The organism is Streptomyces sp. NPDC058964 (assembly GCF_042741275.1).
GTDB lineage: Bacteria > Actinomycetota > Actinomycetes > Streptomycetales > Streptomycetaceae > Streptomyces.
The window spans coordinates 1-608 of sequence record NZ_JBHYKH010001054.1; the positions used below are offsets into that span (position 1 = coordinate 1).

The 608-nt window shown below is 75.5% G+C and carries 1 protein-coding gene; it reads left to right on the forward strand.

Going from position 1 to position 608, the window contains the following annotated elements; genetic code table 11:
- Positions 1-406, forward strand: a 406-nt coding sequence (locus ACFW2E_RS47605; protein ID WP_384478591.1) for a GNAT family N-acetyltransferase, incomplete at its 5' end; no start/stop codon positions are given.
- Between the last annotated feature and the right edge of the window lie 202 nt (positions 407-608).

A 608-nucleotide genomic window follows, 5' to 3' on the forward strand; every position in this document is an offset into this window, starting at 1 on the left:
CGGTGTCGACCTGGTGGTGGACGAGCACGAGAAGGCCTTCCGCACGGACGGGACCCGGCTCCGCCACCGGCTGCTGGCCCGGCTCGCCGCCGACCCGGGCACGATCGTCGCCGTGGTGGCGCTCGCCGGCGACGAGCCGGTCAGCGCGGCCCGGTTGGAGCCGGTGCCCGGCACACGGTTCGCGGGCCTGTGGGGCGGCGGCACGGTCGAAGAGTGGCGCGGCCGGGGCATCTACCGGGCCCTGGTGGCCCAGCGCGCCCGCGCCGCCGCGTCCCTCGGCTACCGCTACCTCCAGGTCGACGCGGTGGCCCGCAGCCGCCCCATCCTGGAGCGCCTCGGCTTCCATTCACTGAGCACGACGACGCCCTACGTCCACGAGGTCCGGACCGCCGCCTCGCGGAGGTGAGCGCCGGGCTCCTCGGATCACGTCGGCGCATACGGGGTCCGGAGCAGAGTCGGCCGTCAGTTGCCCGAGCGCGCAGCGGATCGTCGCGCGCAGGCGTGCCAGGTGCAGCGTCCTCGCGTCGTCGTGCACGAGGATCCTGACGGCGACGGCCCGGATCCGGCCTTCCTCGGTGAGTGCGGCCGGCCCGGCGAGCAGTTCGTGG